We start from the raw sequence: 22,121 nt of genomic DNA, 5'->3' as shown, positions 1-22,121 counted from the left end.
GAACTAAAAATTAAAGAGATGAAAGAATATACAATAACCGTATTCTCGGAAAACAATATCGGTCTTCTGAATGAGATAACCATCGTTTTTTCAAGGAGAAAGATCAATATTGAAAGCCTGACTGTTTCGGAGTCAGAGGTAAAGGGAGTGTCCCGATACACGATTGTCGCTTTTATGGACGAAAGCAAAGTTGAGAATATTGTGCTTCAGATCGAGAAGATTATTGGTGTTTTCAAAGCGATTTATTTCGATGCAGAAGAGATTGTTCATCAGGAGGTGGCTTTGTTTAAAATTGCGAATTCAAAAAACTTGAATGGAAATCTGGAAGCTTTGGTCCGAAACTATAATGCAAAAATCTTAACGGTGAGTACCGATTTTTTGGTGATTGAGAGAGTTGGTTATAAGGCTGAAAACCAAGATTTGTTTGAGGAGTTGGAGCAATATGGCGTTTTGCAATTCGCACGATCGGGACGCGTAGCGGTATCAACTTTGCAGAAAGATTTTACCACTTATCTGAAGGAATTGGCGGAAGCCAGTTAATTCTCATTTAGAATTGAAAATAAAAAGAATAAAAATTGAATAAATAATAAAGTGGGATGAAAGAAGTATGAATGTGCTTTTCTTAATCTTAAATCCCAAATAAAAATTAAAAGAAATGGCAACAATAAATTTTGGAGGAACAGAAGAACAAGTTGTGACACGTGAAGAGTTTTCATTGGAAAAAGCTCGCGAAGTGATGAAAGATGAAACCATTGCTGTTATTGGTTATGGAGTACAAGGTCCGGGACAGTCTTTAAACCTGAAAGATAATGGTTTTAATGTTATCGTTGGACAACGTAAAGATTCCAAAACCTGGGATAAGGCGGTAGCTGATGGCTGGGTTCCCGGTAAAGATCTTTTCGAGATTGAAGAAGCTTTGGATAAGGCAACAGTTATTCAGTATCTATTGTCTGATGCAGGCCAGATTGCTGTTTGGCCAACAGTTCAGAAATATTTGAAGCCGGGTAAGGCCCTTTATTTCTCTCATGGATTCGGGATCACCTATAAGGAACGAACCGGTATTGTGCCTCCGGCTGATGTGGATGTGATTTTGGTTGCACCTAAAGGTTCTGGAACCAGTTTGCGTCGTATGTTTCTTGAGGGACGTGGTTTGAATTCTTCTTATGCTATTTTTCAGGATGCAACAGGTCGTGCTTTCGAGCGAGTAGTTGCCTTGGGTATTGGTGTTGGATCGGGTTACCTTTTCGAAACCACCTTTAAGCGTGAAGTTTATTCTGATCTGACAGGTGAGCGTGGTACTTTGATGGGATGTATTCAGGGGATCTTCGCTGCTCAGTACGAAGTTTTGCGTGCTAATGGTCATTCGCCATCTGAGGCTTTTAACGAGACGGTTGAAGAGTTGACACAGAGTTTGATGCCTCTTGTTGCTGAAAATGGTATGGATTGGATGTATGCCAATACGTCGACAACGGCACAGCGTGGTGCACTGGATTGGTGGAAGCCTTTCCGTGATGCAACCAAACCCGTTTTCGAAAAGTTGTATAAGGAAGTTGCTGCCGGAAATGAAGCGCAACGTTCCATCGATTCGAACTCACAAGAGGATTATCGAGTGAAATTGGATGCTGAATTAGAGGAGTTACGTGATAGTGAAATGTGGCAAGCCGGAACAGCGGTTCGTAAGCTTCGCCCGGAGAACAACTAAGTGAAGACTTAGTTGATTAGGTGTAAGACATGTTTGCACCCTGTTAATTTGCAATCAACTATTGGTACCCCATACTCATTTTGGGGTGCTAATAGTCTTAATGTGACTTGATCTTTTTTATAAAAATGAATGTTGGATAACCCATTCTATTCAAAACAGATCTGGTTTTTAAGTTTCAGTTGTTTAAGCGATTGGCTGATTTTTGTATGTTTGAATCTGAAGGCCAGATTGATTTGAAGATCGTAGTTGAATCGGATAAATTGTTTTCACTCAAGTTGTATAGTTTTTAGGTTTGTTCAGCAATTGAGAAAGGGTCTTAATTGGTTATATCACAGCAATGAAAATATCATGAATACGAATTCTATTCTTATCGGATTAATTCTCATTATCGACCTCATTATTATGAGTTCGACAGGGAAGACTGTGCTATAATTTGAATCAGAACAGATGAAATTATACGAAGTTCTTCCCACAAGGAAGGGCTTTTTTTTTGCTATTAACTGAATAGAACTTAACCACAAAACACAAGAAAAAATGAGTGATAGATTATTTATTTTCGACACCACATTGCGCGATGGGGAGCAGGTCCCTGGCTGTCAGTTAAACACAATTGAGAAAATTGAAGTCGCAAGAACGCTTGAAGCTTTAGGCGTGGATGTGATCGAAGCGGGTTTCCCTGTATCAAGTCCGGGAGACTTTCAATCCGTGGTGGAAATAGCCAAAGCAGTGAACAATCCTACCATTTGTGCATTAACCCGTGCCGTTGAACAGGATATTGATGTGGCTGCTCAGGCACTGAAGTTTGCTAAAAGAGGCCGAATTCATACAGGTATTGGGACTTCGCCTTATCATATTTTCAATAAACTGAATTCAAACCCAGATGAAATTCTTGATCGTGCTGTACGAGCAGTGAAGTATGCTAAGCGCTATGTTGAGGATGTGGAATTCTACGCTGAAGACGCGGGACGTTCGGATAATGAATATTTGGCAAGAGTGGTTGAGGCTGTGATTAAAGCAGGAGCAACCGTTATCAATATTCCGGATACAACAGGTTATTGTTTGCCAGGTGAATATGGTGCGAAAATCAAGTATCTGATGGAGAATGTAACCAATGTTCACAAGGCGATTTTGTCGACACATTGTCATAACGATTTGGGTATGGCCACAGCCAACTCATTGAGTGGAGTGATTAATGGAGCGCGTCAGGTTGAGGTGACCTTAAACGGAATTGGGGAGCGTGCGGGGAATACTTCTCTTGAAGAAGTGGTGATGGCGATTAAGACACATCACGATTTGCCTTACCATACCGATATTAATACGAAGGGTATTTACGAGGCCAGCCGTTTGGTTTCTTCATTAATGAATATGCCGGTTCAGGCGAATAAGGCTATTGTTGGTCGCAATGCTTTTGCGCATTCATCAGGTATTCATCAGGATGGGGTTTTGAAAAATCGCGAGAATTATGAGATTATCGATCCTGCTGATGTTGGTATTAAGGAATCGGCCATTATACTATCAGCCAGAAGTGGTCGTGCGGCACTAAATCATCACTTAAATGAAATGGGCTATACCCTTTCGAAGGAAGACTTGGATGATGCCTATTCAAAATTTCTGGTGATGGCCGATGAGAGAAAGAATGTGAATGAAAATGATTTGGCTGAGTTGATGGGGGATCATGAGTTGGAAACTCAATCCGTTGAGTTGGAATTATTACAGGTTCTTGCCGGTAAATCGACGACTCCTATGGCGACGGTTCATCTTAAGATTAAAGGTGAATCCTGTGCAGCTACTGCTGAGGGAAATGGTCCTATTGATGCTTGTTTCAATGCGGTTAAGAAGTTGATTAAACAGAAGTTTTCTATGGAAGAATTTCTTGTTCAAACCTTGACTCGTGGCAGCGATGATTTGGGAAAAGTTCATGTCCAATTGCAGCACCAAGGGAAAATGTATTATGGCTTTGGAGCCAATATCGACATTATTACCGCTTCAGTTGAAGCCTTGGTGAATGCCTTGGCGAAGTTGGTTTAAGGAAAGGTTAAAGGTTCCGCTGGCTGTTGTCTGTTAATAAGATATTTTGACATTTAAGACTTTCAGACTATTTGACTTGATTATTCATTATAAACTCACGAATTCATAAACTCACGAATTCACAAAACATATACATTGAAAGCAAAAACATTATTTGATAAGGTCTGGGACGCACACGTGGTCGAACATGTTGAAGGTGGCCCAAACATTCTTTACATCGACAAGCATTTGATTCATGAGGTAACCAGTCCACAGGCTTTTTCGGGCTTGAATGCAAGAGGTTTAAACGTATTTAGACCGGAAAGAACTATCGCAACACCGGATCACAATGTCCCTACTGTGAACCAACATTTGCCTATCGTTGACATGGAATCACGTTCGCAAGTTGAAACTTTAAAAGCGAACTGTGAGAAGAACGGGATTGAGATGTACGGTTTGAATCATCCCAACAACGGCATTGTTCATGTTGTTGGACCAGAGCTGGGACATACGCAACCTGGCATGACCTTGGTTTGTGGCGATAGTCATACCTCAACGCATGGCGCTTTTGGTGCTGTGGCTTTTGGAATTGGAACATCGGAGGTTGAGATGGTCTTTGCCACGCAGTGTATCATGCAATCCAAACCTAAAAAGATGCGGATTACCGTTGATGGCGAATTAGCTAAAGGCGTTTCAGCGAAAGATTTAACGCTTTATGTGATAGCGCAATTGGGAACAGGCGGAGCTACGGGTTACTTTGTTGAATATGCCGGATCTGCTGTGCGTAGCCTGAGTATGGAAGGCAGAATGACCGTTTGTAATATGAGTATCGAGATGGGCGCTCGAGGAGGAATGATTGCGCCTGATGAAACAACATTTGAATACATAAAAGGTAGAGCATACGCTCCCAAAGGAGACGAATGGGATGAGAAATTAACCTATTGGAAAACTTTGAAATCCGATGAAGGTGCTGAGTTTGATATGGAATATACCTATAGGGCTGAAGATATAGAACCCATGATTACTTATGGAACCAACCCGGGGATGGGAATGGGAATTACAGCATGTGTTCCGGCTCAAGCAGATATTCAAGCTTCGGAGCTGCCATCGTTTAAGAAATCATTGGCCTATATGGAATATGAGTTTGGTAGAAAAATTTTGGGTAAGAAAGTTGATTACGTTTTTGTTGGCTCCTGTACCAATGGCAGAATTGAAGATTTAAGAGCTTTTGCTTCTTTGGTGGCTGGACACAAAAAGGCCGATTCAATCACGGCATGGATTGTTCCGGGCTCTAAAAAGGTCGAAAAGCAAGCGATGGAAGAAGGCTTGGTCGAGATTTTGGAAGAGGCTGGTTTCGAATTGAGACAGCCAGGGTGTTCAGCTTGTTTGGCAATGAATGAAGATAAGGTACCTGCTGGTAAATATTGTGTTTCCACATCCAATAGAAATTTTGAAGGACGACAGGGACCGGGGGCAAGAACCTTATTAGCAAGTCCGCTCACTGCAGCCGCTGCAGCCATTACAGGTGTGATCACCGATCCCAGAGAATTCTTGTAACAGCTTGTCACTTGTCTGATACTGAAAAACAGAAAACCGACAACTGAGTTTACATTCATTTCAAAAAATAAAACAATGTCCGTAGATAAATTTACATATTTAGAATCATCCTGTGTGCCACTTCCCAACGAGAATGTAGACACCGATCAGATTATACCCGCTCGTTTTTTAAAAGCAACCAGCCGTGAAGGTTTTGGAGAAAATCTTTTTAGAGATTGGCGTTTTTCTTCTTCTGGAGAACCGATTAAAGATTTTGTGTTAAATCAGTCCGAGTATTCAGGACAAATTCTGCTTGCTGGTAAGAATTTTGGATCCGGTTCCTCAAGAGAACATGCTGCCTGGGCTATTGCCGATTATGGATTCAAAGTTGTCATCAGCAGTTTCTTTGCCGATATTTTTAGAAATAATGCCTTGAATAATGGGGTGTTGCCGATTCAGGTATCTGCTGAATTCCTGAGAAAATTATTCAAGGCTATTGAGAAAGATCATTCTCAGAAAGTAGGGGTTGATCTTGAAAAACAAGAGCTGAGGTATAATGATGAAGCTTTTCAGTTTGAGATAAATCCCTATAAAAAAGACTGTTTATTAAATGGATTCGATGATATCGATTACTTAATTGACAAAAAGGCAAAGATCCAAGACTTTGAAGGTTAAAGGTTAAAGGTTAAAGGTTAAAGGTTAAAGGTTGCGCTGACTTATTTTATTGGAACGAAGGCTCTTTTGATTTAAAGACTATTCGACTTAATAACACATTTACAAATAAATAAACCATCTAAAAGATGTCATATAAAATTGCAGTTTTAGCCGGTGATGGTATCGGTCCCGAAATTGTTGCACAAGCACGTAATGTGCTTGATGCGATTGCAGAAAAATTTAACCATCAATTTGAATATACTGAAGCTTTAATTGGAGCTTCAGCCATTGATGTGCATGGAACTCCGTATCCCGATGAAACGCATAAGCTGTGTATGAATTCGGACGCGGTTCTTTTTGGAGCCATTGGCGATCCCAAATATGATAACGACCCGAATGCAAAAGTTCGTCCGGAGCAGGGGTTGTTGGCTATGAGACAAAAGTTGGGCTTGTATGCCAATCTTCGTCCTTTGGAGCCTTTTAAGGCTTTATTGCACAAGTCGCCCCTCAAGACAGAATTGCTCGAAGGAGTCGACTTCTTGTGTATACGTGAGTTGACAGGTGGTATTTATTTCGGTCGTCCTCAGGGCAGATCAGAAGATGGAAAAACGGCTTATGATACCTGTGTTTATACTGCCGAAGAAGTGGAACGTATTGTGCGTTTGGGCTTTGAATTTGCAGGAAAACGCAGAAAAAAATTAACAATTGTAGATAAGGCTAATGTCTTAGCTACGTCCCGTCTTTGGAGAGAAATTGCACAGAAACTAGAGCCAGAATACCCGGAAATTGAGGTGGAGTATATGTTTGTGGATAATGCAGCAATGCAAATTATCACCTGGCCGAAGCGTTTCGATGTGATGGTAACTGAGAATATGTTTGGTGATATATTGACAGATGAGGCGAGTGTGATTTCGGGATCACTGGGAATGTTGCCTTCAGCTTCAATAGGTGTTCATACTTCAATTTTTGAACCCATTCATGGATCTTATCCGCAAGCAGCAGGCAAAAATATTGCGAATCCATGTGCTACCGTTTTATCAGCTGCCATGATGCTTGATCATGCTTTTGGGTTGAAACAGGAATCAGCTTTGGTTCGTCTAGCTGTAGAGAAATCAATTGAAGCCAATTTTGTGACTGAAGATTTAGCTGAGGGGGGCAAAGCCTTTTCAACGACTGAAGTCGGTGATTGGTTAGTCAATTTTATAAAAGAGAACAGTTTGTAGTTAATCTTGTGTATTGGGGAGTGGTTACCCTCTTAGCAAGTTTGTACTCAATGCTCAGGATTAATTCCTGAGCATTATTTGAATTTTAAAAGGGAAAATAGTGTCAGAAAATAAAAAGGAATATTATCCGAAAATGTCGGAGATAGTCAAAGCGAATCGAACGGTTCAGGATGTGGTGTTAGCTTCTCCATTGCTTAATAATTTGAATTTGTCATCGCGCTATAAAGCCAATGTTCATTTAAAAAGAGAAGATTTGCAATTGGTTCGGTCCTATAAAATAAGAGGGGCTTTCAATAAGATTGCAAGTTTGAGCAAGGTGAATTTAGATAAGGGAATTGTTTGTGCCAGCGCGGGGAATCACGCTCAGGGAGTGGCCTATTCTTGTCAGAAATTGAAATGTTTTGGCAGTATTTACATGCCCGAAACCACGCCTCGTCAGAAAATTAAGCAGGTGAAGATGTTTGGTGGCGACTTTGTGGAAGTTTTCTTGACAGGTGATACTTTTGATGATGCATCATCAAAGGCGATTGCGGATGCCAAAGAGCAAGGTAAGACCTTTATTCACCCTTTTGACGATCCTAAAACCATAGAAGGACAAGGTACAATTGGACTTGAAATATTGCAACAATTTACCGAACCTATCGATTATTTGTTTCTACCCATAGGTGGCGGAGGATTGGCTTCGGGTGTTGGTGCGTGGATTAAGGAATTCAGCCCCAATACAAAAATTATAGGTGTTGAGCCAGAAGGAGCTCCATCCATGAAATTGGCTTTGGATAATAAGTGTAATCTGGCCTTAGAAAGTATCGATCGATTTGTTGATGGCGCAGCCGTTCAGAAGGTTGGCGATTATACCTGGCAAATTTGCGATAAGGTTTTGGATGACATTCTGATTGTGCCCGAAGGTTTGATTTGCTCAACGATATTACGCTTGTATAATGAGGATGCTATAGTTGCAGAGCCTGCTGGTGTTTTATCAATAGCAGCTTTGGAGTTGATGGGGGATAAGATCAAAGGGAAAAATGTGGTTTGTGTTCTTAGTGGCAGCAATAACGACATTACCCGAATGGAGGAAATAAAGGAAAGAAGCCTGCTGTATGAAGGATTGAAGCATTATTTTATAGTCCGTTTCCCACAACGATCAGGCGCACTAAAGGAATTTGTGAACGATGTGCTCGATGCGGGTGACGACATCACTCACTTTGAATATTATAAGAAAAGTAGTCGTGAAAAAGGCCCGGCTGTCATTGGAATTGAGGTGCAAAAACCTGAAGACTTAAAGCGTTTGCAAGATAGAATGACGGATCGAAAATTTATTTTCGAATACCTGAATGATAAAACAGATTTGTTTCAGTTTATAGTTTAAGTCCATTAGAATTAGCAAGAATAGGAGATCGGTTAGCACTTGATCTCCTGTTTTTGTTTTTACATTTTATGCTTTACTTTGTATTCAACATTTATTCTAATACGTACAGTCCAATATGCTAAGGCTTTTCTTTTCTATTTTATTTATTCAGATCATTTTTTGTCAGACTAGTATCGCTCAAACAGATTGGTCAAAGCAATTGGATCATTATATCTCGAAACGCGATGAGATTGATGCTGCCAAGAAAGAGATGATTAAAAATCTTTTGGAAGATTTGCGATCTACCAGGGAAGAAAAAAATAGTGACAAGGAATTCTCAGCCCTAATGAAATCTGTAAGAGCATACGAATATTTTGTTTACGATTCAGCATTTAAATATGCACAGGCAGCTAACGGTTTGGCTTATCAATTAAAAGATAAGTCGAAAATTGCTGAGTCTAAGTCGAAGCTCAGCTTGATTATGCTTTTAAAAGGTTTGTATACGTCGTCGATTGATACTTTAAATACGGTTGATTATCAATACTTGTCTAATGAAAAAAGGAAGGAATTTTATAGCACGGCATATCGGGCTTATTACGATTTGTCAGGCTATTCACGAGATAAACATTACAGTGAAGCCTATAAGAAATTAGGGCATTTCTACAGTCAGAAACTGATTGATGAGTTCAAGGAGCCTTCATTTGAAAAGCTGTTGGGATTGGCATTACAAAGCATGGTGAGTGGTAAGTTATATCAAGCCGAAGACTATTATATCGACTTGTTGAATCAATTCAAACTGAATGATCATGAAACTGCGATTGTGACTTCGGGTTTGGGTTTTATTTATTCGGACAGGGGGGAAGTGGAGAAGGCAAAAGAATACTTAATGAAAGCCAGTATTGCCGATATCAAATCGTCGACAAAAGAAACCACAGCCTGCCGATCATTAGCCGAACTTTTTTACAAGGAAGGGAGAATTGATAAAGCATATCAATACATTTTACTGGCTAAAGCTGATGCCGATTTTTATGGTTCGGAACAACGCAAATTTGAAATTTCATATATCTTACCTCTGATTGAATCGGCTCGTTTCCAGAAAGAGAATAAGCAAAAAAAGATGCTTGGGCTGATTGGTGTGTTGGTTTTGGTTTTTTCATTGGTTATCCTTCGTCAGTTGCAGAAACTGCGTCAAGCGCGAAAGGAAATTGAGCGAAGCAATCAAAATTTAACGCATGTGAATGAACTGCTTAGAGAGGCCAGTCGAATTAAAGAAGAGTACATTGGCTATTATTTCAATTTTAGTTCGCAATACATCGATAAACTTGAAGATTTTAAGAAGTCTATCTCCAGACAGATGATCACCAAGTCCTATGATAATATTGAACAGGAATTGAAGAAATACAATTCAAAAAAGGAACGCCAACGCTTATTTGAAGACTTCGATCGAATCTTCTTAAAGCTCTTTCCTGATTTTGTTGATCGTTTTAATCAGCTTTTCGATGAAAAGGATCGCATCTGTTTAAAGGATGATTTATCTCTGAATACGGATCTGCGCATTTTTGCCTTGATTCGAATTGGTGTTGCCGATAACGAGAAAATCGCCAGCATCCTCAACCTTTCGGTCAACACCATTTATACCTACAAAACCAAGATTCGTAATCGCTCCATCTATCCCAACGAAGCGTTCGATTTAAAGGTAATGGCAATTAAGTCGGTGTAAATTCTCCTTTATATCATCTATATTTATCGAATTTTCAGTTTTTTTAAATTAACAGTTTATGAGTTGGTTAATTCTTTGAGTTATCAGTTATCGTCTATATATTGGTTTATATTTTAGTTATTGGAAACTGAATGCTCTTATTTTGATTATCGAAAACAATCAAAATCAAATTATAAACTCATGAACATCAAAAGACTTTTATTTGGCATGATTATTCTATCAATAACCATGCTTTCTTGTAATAGCAATATGCAAAAACAAGAACTTAAATCACCTGATGGTATAATTACTATTTCAATTAATCTTGAGAGTGGTCAACCAACTTATCAAGTAAGTTTCAATGGGAAATCAGTTATTAAACCTTCAACACTGGGTTTCGATTTTACCAATATGCCAGCCATCAAGTCGGGGTGGGAAATTGTATCAGCCAAACAAACCAGTAGCAATTCTACATGGGAAATGCCTTGGGGTGAAAAGCGTGTGGTTGAAGATCACTTTAACGAACTTATTGTAGCTTTATCTGAAAAAGAAGCTCCCAATAGAAAAATGAATCTGGAGTTTAAAGCCTATAATGATGGAATTGGTTTCAGATATGAGTTTCCAGAGCAGGAAGCTATGAAAGAGCTTTTGATTGCGGAAGAGAATACAGAATTCAATCTAACTGGCGATCATAAGGTTTGGTGGATTCCGGGAGACTGGGATATCTATGAGCATCTTTATCATACAACTCAGTTTTCTGAGATTGATGCTACAAAATTGCGAGGACATGCAAGTTTAGCTCAAACTTCTATCCCTAATAATGCCGTGAATACGCCAGTTAGTATGAAAACAGCCGAGGGAATTTATTTGAGTTTTCATGAAGCCAACCTGACGGATTATTCTGGGATGACACTTAAAGTAGATACTTCGAATATGAAGATGGTTTCGACTCTGGTTGGATCTGAGAGAACAGACTATAAAGTGAAACGATCTTTACCATTCCAGACACCTTGGCGTACCATTCAGATTGCTGAGAAAGCTGGTGATCTAATCCAATCAGATTTAATTGTCAACTTAAATGAGCCGAACAAAATTGGAGATGTTTCGTATTTTAAACCGATGAAATATGTAGGGATTTGGTGGGACATGCATTTGGGAACCAAAACCTGGGATAAAGCTAGTGGTCGACATGGAGCTACGACTGAATATGCTAAAGAATTAATCGATTTTGCATCCGAAAATAAGATTGGTGGTATTTTGGTTGAAGGTTGGAATACGGGTTGGGAACACTGGATTGGTTTTGAAGATCGTGAAGGGGTATTCGATTTTGTAACGGCTTACGATGATTACGATTTACCTGAGGTGGTTCGTTATGGTAAGGAAAAAGGAGTGGAGCTGATTATGCACCATGAGACCTCTGCTGCACCTCGCACCTACGATCAACAATTGGATACAGCTTATCATTTGATGAACAGTTTAGGGATACATTCGGTGAAAACCGGTTATGTGGGGAAACTGATTCCTAAAGGAGAATATCATCACGGACAATGGATGGTAAATCATTATCGTCGTGCATTGGAAATGGGAGCAAAGTATAAGGTAGCCGTAAATGCTCACGAGCCAATTAAAGCGACAGGTTTACGTCGTACTTACCCCAATGCGATTTCTCGTGAAGGCTTACGTGGACAAGAATTTAATGCCTGGTCGAGTGATGGAGGCAATCCAGCAGAACACTTGCCAATTGTGGCTTTCACTCGTATGCTGGCTGGTCCTATCGATTACACGCCCGGTATTTTCAATATCAAGTTGAAGCCGCATAAAGCCAATAATCAGGTGAACACAACACTGGCGCATCAGTTGGCTCTCTATGTAGTCATCAATAGCCCAATCCAGATGGTGCCTGATTTAATTGAGAACTATAAGGGACATCCGGCTTTTCAGTTTATCCGCGATGTGGTGGTGAATTGGGAACAAACGAAAGTTTTGAATGGTGAGATTGGTGATTTTGTAACAATTGCGCGTCAGGACAGAGCATCAAATAATTGGTTTGTTGGTACTATCACCGATGAAAATGCCAGAGACATGAGCCTTAAACTTGATTTTCTTCCTTCTGGAAAAAAATACAAGGCAACGCTTTATTTGGATGGTGACAAGGCGCACTGGGATAAAAACCCGACCGATTATAAGATTGAGGAGCAAGTTGTTGATGCTACTTCAATAATTGACATGCACTTGGCAGCAGGTGGTGGTGCAGCTATCAGTTTGATCGAAATTAAATAATGTGATGATTGCATCTTGCTAAGATAAAATCACAAACTCGTACACTAACAATAAAACGACTCTAAAAACTCGTTCGTTTTTAATCCCAACAGTATGTCATGTGCTGTTGGGATTTTTTATTTCAAAAGGCATACAAAGAAAAAGCTCCCTCGAATTAACGAGAGAGCTTAATGATATATTTATGTCTAGACTAAAATCTAGCTATACAATTCTTTCAATCGATTTGCCATACTTTCAGCAATTTCTTCACATTGGTTGTAATCCTTGTTTGCAGGAGCACATAGCGCTTCAGCAGGTTCAGCAACGACTTCCCATTTAATGGTTTCAGCAAATTTGCTAAGAGTGCGAACGCCGCCACCACCCCAGGCTTTTGATCCGAAAATACCCAAGACATGATTCTTAACGGCCATATTCTGCAGCTCGTGAATAAGAGTTTCCATAGCTGGGAAAAGACCACCATTGTAGGCACATGATCCTAAAATAACACCACGGAAACGGAAAATATCGTTGATGATGTATGACGGGTGCGTTTTAGAAGCATCGTGAATTCTAATCTTTTTGATACCACGCTTAACCAGCTGGCGTGCAATATTGTCAGCCATCTTTTCGGTATTACCATACATCGAAGAGAATACAATGACAACACCTTCGTCAGTTTCGTACTTGCTCCACTTGTCGTATTTGGCAATAATATCAGCAATATGCGTTCTCCAGATAGGACCGTGAGTCGCACAAATCATTTTAATATCTAATCCACCTAATTTCTTAAGTGCTTGTTGAGTTGGGCTACCATATTTACCTACGATATTTGAGTAGTAGCGGCTGATTTCTTCCTCAAGATAATCAAGATCTAACTCATCGTCGAAAATACTACCGTCCAAAGTACCAAAAGCACCAAAAGCATCACCAGAGAATAGGATACCTTTTGTTGATTCAAAAGTCACCATGGTCTCGGGCCAGTGTAACATAGGCACCATAGCGAAGTTAAGCTTGTGCTCTCCCAAATCAATTGAATCGCCTTCTTTTACCTCAAGTAAATTCTCAGAAATACCATAAAAACCTCTCAACATAGGGAAGGTTTTCTTGTTTCCAACGATCTGCATATTAGGGTAACGCTCGGTTAATGAACGAATCGATCCTGAGTGATCAGGTTCCATATGGTTTACGATCAAATAATCAGCCTGGCGACCATCTAAAACCGCTTCGATATTGTCAAGGTACTCATCCATAGCTCCTTTTTCAACGGTATCAACAATGGCTATTTTTTCATCAACAATTACATATGAATTGTAAGCGACTCCTTTAGGAATAGGCCAATAATTTTCGAAAAGATGTGTTCTTCTGTCATTACATCCTACCCAATAAATTTTATCGCTAATGTTAACTCTATTATGCATGCTAAAAGATTTATATGTTTTGAATATTGTTTTCTTATTGTTGAAATTGACTTGAATGCACTGATATTAAGACGCGTTAAGTCAAGTCTCCTTTCAGAGCACAAAAGTAATATTATTTTTTTTCTTGAAAAGGATAAAAATGTCTTTATATCCGACCGTTTACGAAATAGAGTTTGGCTATTGGGTTGTTTGGTAGTTGTTTATGACGAGTGAATTAAGCCTGGTTGTTATTTATATACGACCTGAATAAGCTTATTGTTGCATCAGACTAAATAAGGCTTGTCGATTCATAATTTTAATTTCGCGACGATTGACTTCAATCATGCCTTCTTGTTCCATTTCTTTTAGGCTTCGAGCGAATGAGGGACGTGTAACACCAAAGAACTGCGCCATTTCTGCTTGTGATTTTGGGAGTTCAATTTTCTTTTTATCAGGAGCGGCTTGCTTTAATATAAAGTTGGCCAGCTTACCTTTTATGGTTTTAAAACTGAGGAAAAGCAGCTTTTGAGCCAGGAATTGTGACCGATTTGAAATAGAATTGAGATAGTTTACTAAGAACGTCTTATTGTTTTGAAAAAGTTCGATGACCGATTGCTTATCGAGGAAGAATATTTCGACATCAGCATTGGCTGTAACGTTTACCGGGAATTGATTTTTTTGTCCGAAAAGGAAAGCTGAAGCAATAGGATAGGGGGCCATAATATCCTCAATCTTAATTGTCTTTCCTGAAGGATCGAGCATTTCACCTTTAACGCTACCTTTGAGAACAATCATGAGGTTTTCACATCTATCTTCACGAAAAGCAACCATGTCGCCTTTTTGATATTTTCGAATGCGATATTGTACTTTTTGAAGAAGCTCCTCCATTTCTTCGGCGTTGATGCCTCTAAAAACAGGTGATTGTATGAGTTGTTGACTTAGCATTTTCAATTTTGTAAAATTCAATACTAAGATATTAAGATTTAAAATGAATACAATTAAAGAGTTTAAAATCTTTTATTGACAGTGTATAAAAAAAGCGACTCACCTTAAGTGAATCGCCTTTGTAGTTGTATATGACTAATACCTTATTTTGTATTCTGATCAATGATGAGTTTGATTGCTCTTTGACAAGCCGGACAAAATTTATCGTGGCGAGTGAACATGATACAATTGGCAGCACTGCGGTATAAACCTTTTGATTTATATTGAGCACCTTCAAACGCACCCACTTTGTCACTATATTTCATATTTGACAATAGTTCGTCATCCCAGGTTCTTTTCTTGATAAAGAAGTCTTCCATCACTTTTTCGTCAACTTTTGCCTTACGCATTTCGACACGTTTTTTCTGAGTGGCAATACTGTGTTTGTCGTATTTTTCTTTTTCCCAAGGGGTTGGAATAGGCGTGTTTTCAGTCACAATATCTTTCCACTTGATGGTTTCTGGATCAGCATTGGCTGTTACGTTCAACTCCCAAGGTTCAAGGTGTTTGGCATCCATTTCGTAAGCTGTAGCTGATGTGTAATATTCATCAGCCAAATCAGCAAAGTGATGACCGAATTCGTGAACGAATAAGTATTCCTGAAACGCATTATCAACTGCAGCTGTGATATAGAGATTGTAAATACCGCCACCGCCATAAATTGAGTCATTCATTAGAATTGCTGTAAATTCATAGGGTACGGCAGCAGCTGCATTGCGAATGGTTTTGTTATCAAAACCTAAGGCATAACGTTCTGAATCGAAAGCGCCATAAGTTACTGAAAGCGCTGAACGTGTGTGAATATCCTGATGAGGATGGTTGACACCTGAATCCGGTGAAGGAGTTTCAACGGCTCTAATCGAGAATTTATCTTTGAAAGAAGCGTAAGGTTCTGTGTTCAAAAGTACATCAGCAAAACGCTGAGCGTCTTTTCTAAATTTTGCCATGTCTTTTTTTGCATAACCTTCACCCAAAACAACAATATCTACTTGATTTTCGGGTTTTCCGTTTACAACTAAATCGAGGGTGTTATAGTAATTTTTAACAGGGCTTGTAAAGGCGCGATAGTGTTGGGGATTTACTTTGTAAGTCCAAACAGGATCGAAACCATTCTTAATATTACGTTTCGATAGGATTACCTTAACTTCGGTTTTGGGCCAGGGAAAACGAATTGATTCATGAAAACTTCCCCATTCAGTATCGGCTTCAGGTGTGGTTTCCCACTCGCCATAAATACTAGAAAACCCTCTTGAATAAAGGAGTTTATCTGTTTTAATATCCTTAATTTCGAAAAAATATTTTCCTAATTTCAAATCATCAATCAAAACGGTTTTACTTCCGGCCCAGTCGCCATCGTTGACCATTTGATCGAATGCAAAGTGTTCTTCATTTGAATTTCCCACATGATTGTAATCCAATCGCATGGTAGCAGAGGTAAAATATTCTGCATATTGTGCCTTTGCAAAAATGGAGATTCCCATCAGCAATAAGGCTAATACAAATGTTTTTTTCATAGTTTTTGTGTTTTAGCTTCGTGTTGTTTTTGCGGACAAGATAATGAATATCTAAAAGAGGAAGTATGTCTAATATCATATCTTGATCAGCACCTAGCTTGCGAATGTTCTGACTTAATTAACTTAGTTTGGATATTCCATTGGATTATGAATGATATTATGAATTGATATTTTAATTTTGTGTAAGTAGTGGATTGGTTTGGTAAAAGTATCTGCATGTTAAGATTTTTAAAGTCTTATAAATCAATTCTCTATTTTTTTTAAAGCTTAAACTTAATATCGATTTTTATAATGAATTTTATTTTATTCCCGTTTAAACTGATTTACAAAATCTATTTTCTGCTGTATTTTGTATTGACCTTAATCTTATTTTATCCTTTATTTTATTTCTTTTTGGCTAAAAAAGAGAGGTTTCCTAAGGCATTTAAAATCATTAGAGTTTATGCTAAAGTTTGGCTTTACGGTTCAGGTATTTACTTGAGAGTAAAAGGGAAGGAAAATATTTTAAGAGATCAGCCTTTTTTAATCTGTTCAAACCACACATCATTTCTCGATCCGGCACCTCTTTATGCTATTTTCGATCAGCACTTTGTTTTTACAGGTAAAAAAGAAATTGAAAAATGGCCTTTGTTTCATATATTTTATACCTCAGGCATGAATATATTGGTTGATCGACACAATAGAGTCGGTGCATTGAAAAGTTTCATGAAAATGAAAGATGTGATTGATGAAGGGAATCCTTTGGTTATTTTACCGGAAGGAACCATTCCGCCACATGCACCAAAATTAGGAGAGTTTAAGGCAGGTGCAGTGTCTATTGCCATTCAGATGGGGATTCCTATTTTACCTGTAACGCAAACAACAAATTGGAGACGACTTCAGCGTGCTAGTTTGTTTAAGGGAAATGCTTGTCCAGGTGTTGCCGAAGTGGTTATTCATCCTCCTATTTCAACAGAAGGACTGACAAAACAAGATACCGAGGCTTTACAAGAGAAACTTAAGGAGGTGATTAATCAACCACTTAAACAAAAGTATGGCGTGTAAATCAACCTAAGTTAATGCATAATAGAAAGGCTTGCTCCTAAGTTTAGGGCAAGCCTTTTTTATTTATAAAGCTAATCTTCGGATTAGTCTATTATTCATTAACCTTAATAAGGTTGACATCAAAAATAAGAACAGTACCGCCAGGAATTGGTCCTCCACCATTGGCACCATATCCTAAATGTGATGGAATTAAGAGTTTACCTTTACCACCTTCTTTAAAATAAGGGATGCCTTCAGTCCATCCTTTAATAACATCATTCAAACCAATAGAAATGCCATTAGAACTACTTTGATCAAATACCTTATCATTGGTGAAATAGCCTTTGTAAGCTATAGTCACGTTTGACTCGGCATTGGGGTGAATACCTGTCCCTTCTTCTTCAATCACATAATAAAGACCCGATTCACATTTTTGAGCATCAAGCTTATTCTTCTCTATATAAGTCTTTATTTCAGTTTCGTTTTTAGCTTTCAAACAGGTTTCTAAATTGTCGTATACTGTTTTAAGTTGAATATCAAAGATAAGAACAGATCCTCCTGGTACAGATCCGTAATCTGAATTGCCATATGCCAGATGAGATGGTATTAAAAGTTTACCATTACCACCTTCTTTAAAATAACTAATCCCTTCTGTCCATCCTTTTATTACCTGTTGTAAGTGAGTGAAAATACCATCAGAATTACTTTCATCAAATACTCGTCCGTCAGTATAATAGCCTTTGTATGTTACATTCACATAGGAATTTGGCATAGCTTGTTTACCAGTTCCAGCCTCATCAATCACATAATACAAACCTGTGCTGCTCTTTTTAGCATTCAGATTGTGTGTTGTAATATAGTCCTGAATTTCAGTTTCGTTTTTCACGGTATAATCAGCCTCCTCATCTTTGCTACAGGAAACAAATAGGCAAATGGCTAAAATAAATAGGGTATATTTCATATCTAATTTTTTTTTATTGCGGGCAAATATAGTAAAAACTACCTGTATTAAAAGGAGATACTGCTTAGAGTGATAATGGATTAGTCTGTTTTGAAAAATACTTTTAAAAAATATTTTAAAAGGCAGTATTTCTTTTAAAAATAAATTTACTTTTATCACGAAATAATCGCTAACTAAATAGAAACAGATTGAGACCGGAATTCAAATATGAAAAAGAGATAGTAGGAACTGCAAATGCAAGAAACAGAAAACAGGAACAGTATCGAAAGATTGTTTCGTTTTTGTATGAAACAGGGAATGCTTCAATAGCCGAAATTGTAAAACATTCGAAAATAAGTCAGCCTTTGGTTGCTTCATTGGTTGATGATTTATTGGGTTTTGGTGTATTACTTGATAATGGTATTGGGGAATCGATAGGAGGAAGACGTCCAAATTTGTATTGTATTAATTCAGCATATCAATATGTTGTTGGGGTTGATATCAATTTGCATACGCTCACTATTGCACTTTTTGATTTAAGCAATCAGCTTGTTAGTCGTGAAGAGTATAAGAATTTTGATCTTGAAAATTCATCGGTATATACCGATAAGTTGGTGGGTAAGATAAATGATGTACTTAATGAGAAGCATATTTCGGCATCGAAAGTTTTAGCTATGGGGCTTTCCATACCGGGTTTGATTGATGCTAAAAATGGCGTGTCATTTACACACTTAACTTTTGCAGAGCAGGGCTTAGGAAATTATCTGACTGAGAAGCTTGGTTTCTCCGTTGTATTGGATAATGATGCGAGAATGATGGCTTTGGGAGAAAAAGCTTTTGGAAAAGCAAAGGGAAAAAAGGACGTTTTATGTTTGAATTTAAGCAACCGAATCGGTCTGGGGATTATTTTAAACGAGCAGTTGTATTCAGGTAAGAATGGTTTTGCTGGTGAGTTTGGTCACATTCTGATTGATCCGGAAGGCGAGCAGTGTTATTGTGGGAAGATTGGCTGTTTGGAGACTTTAACATCGGGTGAGATTCTGGTTCGAAATATCAATGAAGGCATTGAAAAAGGGCAGGCAAGTTTTTTACGGCAACGTAAAGACGAAGGCAAATCAATCGATTTGAGAGAGGTTGTTGCTGCTATCAATACAGGCGATCAATTTGCTATTGATCAGCTCAATAAAATGAGTGACTATTTGGGGAAAGGCTTGGTGACTTTGATTCACCTTTTGAACCCGGAAATGATAATTATTGGTGGACGATTGGCTCAAACGGGAAAGTATATTGTTGATCCTGTGAGAATGGCTTTAAACAAATATGCTATGGATAGAATTAGTTCAGAAACAGAAGTTGTGTGTTCTGATCTGATTGATGATGCGGCGCTGATGGGAACCCTATCTAATGTGATGAAAGAAGTTTTAAGAATAAGCTAAGATATAAATTAAGAGATATGAAACCGACATTACTTGTACTTGCAGCAGGAATGGGAAGCCGTTATGGCGGATTAAAACAAATTGATCCAATAGGCCCATCAAACGAAACGATTATCGATTATTCTATTTATGACGCGATTGAAGCTGGCTTTGGAAAAATTGTTTTTGTTATCAGAGAAAGTTTTGAAGAGGAATTCAAAGAAATTTTTAATGCAAAATTAGCTGGCAAAATTGATGTTGCTTATGTGAATCAGGAAATTGTGAATGTGCCTGAGGGGGCATCGTTTAATCCTGATCGTGAAAAACCATGGGGAACCGGTCATGCTATTTTAATGGCAAAAGATTGCATCAATGAACCCTTCGCTGTAATTAATGCAGATGATTATTATGGTGTGGAAGCATTTACTACGATGGCTAATTTCTTAACGAATTCAATTACGGAACAAGAATATGGTATGGTGGGTTATCAGCTGGCTAATACCATATCCGAAAATGGTTCAGTGTCACGTGGTGTTTGTTCTACGAATGCAGATGATCATCTGGTAACAGTTGTTGAGCGAACGCATATCGAGAAATTGAAAGAGGGAATAGCCTGTAAGGAAGATGAAAAGTGGATGCCGCTTGCTGGGGAGACAACTGTGTCGATGAATTTTTGGGGATTCACGCCTCAATTGTTTAATCATCTGGAAGAACAGTTTATCAGTTTTTTAGCCGCAGAAGGACAAGCCTTAAAATCGGAGTTTTATATTCCTTCAGTTGTTGCTAAAATAATTGAGGGGGGAAATACTAAGGTTAAGGTTTTGAAATCAGACGCACAGTGGTTTGGTGTAACCTATCGTGAGGATAAAGAAAAAGCAGCCCAGGCTATTTTAGAATTGGTTGAGAAAGGCATATATCCCGTAAAGCTCTGGAGTTAAGATTCAATGCGTTTGCTGGTTAAAATAAAGGATAGCCATGGGGCTATAACAATGAAATTACCCTAAAGAGAACAAGAATGACTTTAATTAAATCGATATCAGGAATTAGAGGCACAATAGGTGGTAGACCAGGTCAGGCTTTAACACCTATGGATGTGGTTAGTATTGCCGGGGCTTTTGGTATTTGGCTACAAAAAAGTGGGGCGAACAAAAAGCTAGTGATTGGGCGTGATGCCAGAATCAGTGGCGAGATGGTGAACCAACTTGTAGTTGGCTCTTTAATGTCAGTTGGAGTGGAGGTCATCGACCTTGGCTTGGCAACAACGCCAACGGTGGAAATGGCTGTAACCGATATGAATGCAGGAGGCGGTATTATCATTACAGCCAGCCATAATCCTAAAAATTGGAATGCCCTTAAATTGCTGAATAGTGAAGGGGAGTTTATTTCCGATCAGGATGGGAAAGAGATTCTTCAGTTGGTTGAAGATAAGGACTATATCTACAACGAAGTGGATGAGCTGGGGACTTATGCAAAGGATGAAACCTATTTAGATCAGCACATTCAACACATACTTGATTTAGACTTGGTAGATGTTGATGCTATTGCTGCTGCTGATTTTTCTATTGCTGTTGATGCTATTAATTCGGTTGGAGGTATCGCTATTCCTCGTTTATTAAAAGCTTTGGGGGTTAATCGAGTTACCGAAATCAATTGTGTGCCTGATGGGCATTTCGCTCATAATCCGGAACCCCTTCCCGAGAATATTGTGGAGATAAGCGAGCTGGTTAAAAAAGAGAAATTAGACTTGGGGATTATTGTTGACCCTGATGTTGATCGTTTGGCTTTGGTCTGCAATAACGGAACGCCTTTCGGTGAAGAGTACACGCTGGTTTCTGTTGCTGACTATGTGCTTCAACATAGCAAAGGAAGCTTAGTTGCCAATTTATCATCGACGATGGCTTTGCGAGAGATTGCTGAAAAGCACGGGTGTGAATTTTTCGAATCAGCAGTTGGTGAAGTCAATGTGGTAAGAGAAATGAAGAAGCAATCAGCAGTTATTGGTGGTGAAGGGAATGGAGGAATCATTTATCCGGAATTACACTATGGTAGAGATGCCTTGGTGGGTGTTGCCTTATTCCTGACTTATCTGGCTAAAAGTAAGATGACCTCTTGTGAAATGCGCGCAACATATCCCGATTACAAAATCGAGAAACAAAAAATCGAATTGGAAGGCGTAGTCGATTTGGATGGCATTCTGGAGCAAGTTCGCAGAAAATTTATGGATTATCTATGTCATACCATTGATGGATTGAAAATAGTTTTCCCTGAAGGCTGGGTTCATATGAGGAAATCCAATACCGAACAAATCATTCGAATTTATGCCGAAGCCACAACTGAAAAGTATGCTAAGGATCTGGCAGAATGTGTTAAACAATTAATGAAAAATCAAAATTAACAGAATCGACCTGTAATATCTTTATGAA

At 38.7% G+C, this 22,121-nt stretch carries 17 protein-coding genes; 13 read left to right on the top strand and 4 right to left on the bottom strand.

Features of this window, described 5'->3' with window-relative positions:
• The first annotated feature begins 18 nt into the window (after window positions 1-18).
• The 9 genes from ilvN (at window position 19) to EV201_RS07050 (ending at window position 12,446) form a co-directional block, all read left to right on the top strand.
• The gene (gene ilvN, locus EV201_RS07090) at window positions 19-540 is read left to right on the top strand and encodes an acetolactate synthase small subunit (RefSeq protein WP_130306909.1); all 522 of its coding nucleotides are present in this window, start codon (window positions 19-21) and stop codon (window positions 538-540) included.
• 115 nt (window positions 541-655) lie between these two features.
• The gene (gene ilvC / locus EV201_RS07085; RefSeq protein WP_130306908.1) at window positions 656-1,702 is read left to right on the top strand and encodes a ketol-acid reductoisomerase; all 1,047 of its coding nucleotides are present in this window, start codon (window positions 656-658) and stop codon (window positions 1,700-1,702) included.
• A 534-nt stretch (window positions 1,703-2,236) separates the two neighbouring features.
• Window positions 2,237-3,730, top strand: coding sequence for a 2-isopropylmalate synthase (locus tag EV201_RS07080; RefSeq protein ID WP_130306907.1), 1,494 nt, complete (start codon window positions 2,237-2,239; stop codon window positions 3,728-3,730).
• 135 nt (window positions 3,731-3,865) lie between these two features.
• Window positions 3,866-5,266 carry a 3-isopropylmalate dehydratase large subunit gene (gene leuC / locus EV201_RS07075; RefSeq protein ID WP_130306906.1) on the top strand — a complete coding sequence of 467 codons (1,401 nt, stop codon included), beginning with the start codon at window positions 3,866-3,868 and terminating at the stop codon, window positions 5,264-5,266.
• A 75-nt stretch (window positions 5,267-5,341) separates the two neighbouring features.
• Entirely contained in the window at window positions 5,342-5,920 is a 579-nt protein-coding gene (gene leuD / locus EV201_RS07070; RefSeq protein ID WP_130306905.1) for a 3-isopropylmalate dehydratase small subunit, read from the top strand.
• A gap of 125 nt (window positions 5,921-6,045) precedes the next feature.
• Window positions 6,046-7,122, top strand: coding sequence for a 3-isopropylmalate dehydrogenase (gene leuB, locus EV201_RS07065; protein ID WP_130306904.1), 1,077 nt, complete (start codon window positions 6,046-6,048; stop codon window positions 7,120-7,122).
• A gap of 100 nt (window positions 7,123-7,222) precedes the next feature.
• Window positions 7,223-8,488: a threonine ammonia-lyase IlvA gene (ilvA, locus tag EV201_RS07060; RefSeq protein ID WP_207224409.1), complete on the top strand. Its 1,266-nt coding sequence runs from the start codon at window positions 7,223-7,225 to the stop codon at window positions 8,486-8,488.
• Between the two features lie 115 nt (window positions 8,489-8,603).
• A complete protein-coding gene (locus EV201_RS07055) occupies window positions 8,604-10,187 on the top strand; it encodes a DUF6377 domain-containing protein (RefSeq protein WP_130306903.1) in 1,584 nt (527 codons plus the stop codon).
• 180 nt (window positions 10,188-10,367) lie between these two features.
• The gene (locus EV201_RS07050) at window positions 10,368-12,446 is read left to right on the top strand and encodes a glycoside hydrolase family 97 protein (RefSeq protein WP_130306902.1); all 2,079 of its coding nucleotides are present in this window, start codon (window positions 10,368-10,370) and stop codon (window positions 12,444-12,446) included.
• Between the two features lie 197 nt (window positions 12,447-12,643).
• Here the strand turns inward: EV201_RS07050 and EV201_RS07045 are convergent, their stop codons facing one another.
• From EV201_RS07045 to EV201_RS07035, 3 genes are all read right to left on the bottom strand, one after another.
• A complete protein-coding gene (locus EV201_RS07045; RefSeq protein ID WP_130306901.1) occupies window positions 12,644-13,843 on the bottom strand; it encodes an FprA family A-type flavoprotein in 1,200 nt (399 codons plus the stop codon).
• Between the two features lie 252 nt (window positions 13,844-14,095).
• On the bottom strand, window positions 14,096-14,788 hold the full coding sequence (locus EV201_RS07040; RefSeq protein WP_130306900.1) for a Crp/Fnr family transcriptional regulator: 693 nt from the start codon (window positions 14,786-14,788) through the stop codon (window positions 14,096-14,098).
• Between the two features lie 122 nt (window positions 14,789-14,910).
• Window positions 14,911-16,320 carry a M64 family metallopeptidase gene (locus tag EV201_RS07035; protein WP_130306899.1) on the bottom strand — a complete coding sequence of 470 codons (1,410 nt, stop codon included), beginning with the start codon at window positions 16,318-16,320 and terminating at the stop codon, window positions 14,911-14,913.
• A gap of 291 nt (window positions 16,321-16,611) precedes the next feature.
• Here EV201_RS07035 and EV201_RS07030 point away from each other — a divergent pair, with 291 nt between their 5' ends.
• Window positions 16,612-17,364 carry a lysophospholipid acyltransferase family protein gene (locus EV201_RS07030; protein WP_130306898.1) on the top strand — a complete coding sequence of 251 codons (753 nt, stop codon included), beginning with the start codon at window positions 16,612-16,614 and terminating at the stop codon, window positions 17,362-17,364.
• Window positions 17,365-17,455: 91 nt separating this feature from the next.
• Here the strand turns inward: EV201_RS07030 and EV201_RS16490 are convergent, their stop codons facing one another.
• Window positions 17,456-18,304 carry an FKBP-type peptidyl-prolyl cis-trans isomerase gene (locus tag EV201_RS16490; protein ID WP_207224408.1) on the bottom strand — a complete coding sequence of 283 codons (849 nt, stop codon included), beginning with the start codon at window positions 18,302-18,304 and terminating at the stop codon, window positions 17,456-17,458.
• Window positions 18,305-18,492: 188 nt separating this feature from the next.
• Between EV201_RS16490 and EV201_RS07020 the strand changes: the two genes are divergently transcribed.
• The 3 genes from EV201_RS07020 to glmM all read left to right on the top strand — a co-directional run bounded on the left by EV201_RS07020 (window position 18,493) and on the right by glmM (window position 22,093).
• The gene (locus EV201_RS07020) at window positions 18,493-19,719 is read left to right on the top strand and encodes an ROK family protein (RefSeq protein ID WP_130306897.1); all 1,227 of its coding nucleotides are present in this window, start codon (window positions 18,493-18,495) and stop codon (window positions 19,717-19,719) included.
• A gap of 17 nt (window positions 19,720-19,736) precedes the next feature.
• Window positions 19,737-20,636: a nucleotidyltransferase family protein gene (locus tag EV201_RS07015; RefSeq protein ID WP_130306896.1), complete on the top strand. Its 900-nt coding sequence runs from the start codon at window positions 19,737-19,739 to the stop codon at window positions 20,634-20,636.
• Window positions 20,637-20,713: 77 nt separating this feature from the next.
• Window positions 20,714-22,093 (top strand): phosphoglucosamine mutase, encoded by a 1,380-nt coding sequence (gene glmM / locus EV201_RS07010; protein ID WP_130306895.1) that lies wholly within the window; start codon window positions 20,714-20,716, stop codon window positions 22,091-22,093.
• Window positions 22,094-22,121: the final 28 nt, after the last annotated feature.

The organism is Ancylomarina subtilis, assembly GCF_004217115.1.
Classification (GTDB): Bacteria; Bacteroidota; Bacteroidia; order Bacteroidales; family Marinifilaceae; genus Ancylomarina; species Ancylomarina subtilis.
This window is presented reverse-complemented; position numbering and strand designations above follow the sequence as displayed.